Genomic DNA, 2,375 nt, shown 5'->3' with positions numbered 1-2,375 from the left:
TGCGATCTTTTGATCTTTATTTTCAGAAGCAAGATCAAAAGATCGCAGCCTGCGGCAGCTCCCACAGATCGGGGTCAGTTGGGTTGGAGGTGGAGCTTGCCGTCGTTGTCGATTTTGACGCTGATGTCGGCGTAACTGGCCAATGTCGCGTGCGCCGTTTCAAGCGGATGCTGGTGCGTCGTGGTGATGATCATCAGCGCCGCGCCAGCCGCTTCGGCGGCCTGGATGCCGACGGTGGCGTCTTCAAAAATCAGGCAGTCGCGCGGTTCAAGCCCAAGACGTCCGGCCGCCAGCAGGTAGCCGGCCGGGTCGGGTTTGCCGGCCTTGACGTCTTCAGCGGTAATCATCACGGCCGGTTCGGCAATCCCGGCCGCAGCCATTCTGCGCAGCGCCAGATCGCGCGGCGCTGAAGTCACCATCGCCCAACGATCGGCAGGCAGGCTGCGAAGAAACGCCGCTGCGCCGGGAATTTCAACGATGCCTTCAACGTCGTCGATTTCCGCCTCGGTGATGAACGCCGCTTGCGCCTCGGCGTCCACGCCCGGCAGGTTCAGGCGATTGATCGTGTCGATGGCCCGGGCACCGTGAATGGTCGGCAAAAACGTCTCGACCTCCACACCATGGCGCACGGCCCAGGCGGACCAGATCCGCTCGGCGGCGGCGATGGAGTTGAGGACGGTGCCGTCCATGTCGAACAGAAACGCGCCGAACGCGCGGTTGAATAGAACATCTTGAGCAGGCAAAGGGTCGCATCCTCTGGCAAGGGGCCGGGCAGTTTTGCCCGGCAATGTAGCACTTGTCAGTGCAGACGCGGCGCCTTGGATTTGAAGGCGCTGTCGACACAGTCGAGCAATTGCCCGATGGCCCAAGGCTTCTTGATGAACGCCACCGGATGCTTGACCCCTGAGGTCTCGGGCGTTTCATAGCCGGACATGACCATCACCGGCTTGTCCGGCCAGCGGTCGCCGACCAGATTCGCCAGGTCGGCGCCGTTGAGGGTGCCAGGCATGGTGATGTCGGTGAGCAACAACGCCACTTCCGGCGCGTGTTCCTCAAGGTATTGTGATGCGGCGTCGGCGCTGGTCTGCGGCTCGACCTTGAAACCTTCCTCCTGAAGAATTTCGCAGAGAAACTCCAGAATCAACGGATCATCCTCAACTACCAGAATCAACCCGCCAGGAAGGTGCGCGCTCGCCGTCGGTATTGGACACATGAACTGGCACTCCCGGAATTGCATTAACGATTTAGCGGCTTGAATCCGCTGCTTATCAGGTATGAGCAGCGCGCCCTGCAGAAATTCATTTTTGATACAGCTCTTTTCCAAAAGTGTGTTTTGGCGGGGTCGCACCGAGCGTTCGCGACGGCGTATTTGTGGTTAAAATGCCGGCCCTTTTGCTCGCCGACGTTGACCGATGAACCCTGAAGCCCTCGCCACCCTCCACGCCCATCTGCTGCCTGCACTGGCGGCCGCACCGAGCGAAACCCGTCGCCTGTTCCACGGACGCGGGCGCTGCTGGCCGGGGCTTGAGCAGCTGACCGTGGACTGGTTGCAGGGCGTAGTGCTGGTGTCGCTGTTCAAGGAGCCGGAACCTGAGCAGTTGGATAACCTCAAGCGTTTGCTGCTGGACATCACCGGTACTGAGCAATGGCAGCAGTGCGCTGCGAAGACGCTGTTGATCCAGCACCGCTACTTGCCGCAAAGCACGGCTGAATGGTTGCTGGGCGATGAGATCGACGAAATGACCATCGTCGAGGGCGGCTTGCAGTATCGCGTCGATCTGGGCCGCAAGCAGAATGCCGGGCTGTTTCTCGATATGCGTTACGGGCGCAACTGGGTACGCGAACAGGCCGACGGCAAACGCATCCTTAACCTGTTTGCCTACACTTGCGGTTTTTCCGTGGCGGCCATCGAGGGTGGCGCCAGCCATGTGGTCAACCTCGACATGTCACGGGCAGCACTGAGTCGCGGTCGCGACAATCACCGCTTGAATAGCCATGACCTGAACAAAGTCAGCTTCCTCGGTCATGACCTGTTCAAATCCTGGGGCAAGGTGATCAACAGCGGTCCTTACGACCTGGTCATCATCGATCCGCCGTCGTTTCAGAAAGGCAGTTTCCTGCTGACCAAGGATTATCAGCGCGTGCTGCGCCGCCTGCCGGAATTGCTGACGGCGCAAGGCACGGTGCTGGCGTGCATGAATGACCCGGCGTTCGGCCCGGACTTTTTGATTGATGGTGTGACCGAGCAGGCGCCTGGCCTGCGCTTCGAACAGCGCCTGGAAAATCCGCCGGAATTTCCGGATGTTGATCCTGAGAGCGGCCTGAAAGCCCTGGTCTTCCAACGCATCAGCTAACCCCGTGTAGGAGCTGCCGCA

Annotated in this window: 3 protein-coding genes; 1 reads left to right on the top strand and 2 read right to left on the bottom strand. The window is 60.2% G+C overall.

Annotated elements, in window-relative coordinates; translation table 11 throughout:
- Positions 1–74: 74 nt before the first annotated feature.
- Positions 75–743 (bottom strand): HAD-IA family hydrolase, encoded by a 669-nt coding sequence (locus tag PMI37_RS27330; RefSeq protein ID WP_008087407.1) that lies wholly within the window; start codon positions 741–743, stop codon positions 75–77.
- A 56-nt stretch (positions 744–799) separates the two neighbouring features.
- Entirely contained in the window at positions 800–1,213 is a 414-nt protein-coding gene (locus PMI37_RS27325; protein ID WP_008087405.1) for a response regulator, read from the bottom strand.
- Between the two features lie 199 nt (positions 1,214–1,412).
- Here PMI37_RS27325 and PMI37_RS27320 point away from each other — a divergent pair, with 199 nt between their 5' ends.
- Positions 1,413–2,354 (top strand): class I SAM-dependent methyltransferase, encoded by a 942-nt coding sequence (locus tag PMI37_RS27320; RefSeq protein WP_008087403.1) that lies wholly within the window; start codon positions 1,413–1,415, stop codon positions 2,352–2,354.
- The last annotated feature ends 21 nt before the right edge of the window (positions 2,355–2,375 follow it).

The sequence above is a fragment of the Pseudomonas sp. GM80 genome, assembly GCF_000282515.1.
In the GTDB taxonomy this organism is placed as follows: Bacteria; Pseudomonadota; Gammaproteobacteria; order Pseudomonadales; family Pseudomonadaceae; genus Aquipseudomonas.
The sequence above is the reverse complement of the archived record's forward strand: the minus strand, read 5'-3'. Positions and strand labels throughout refer to the sequence as shown.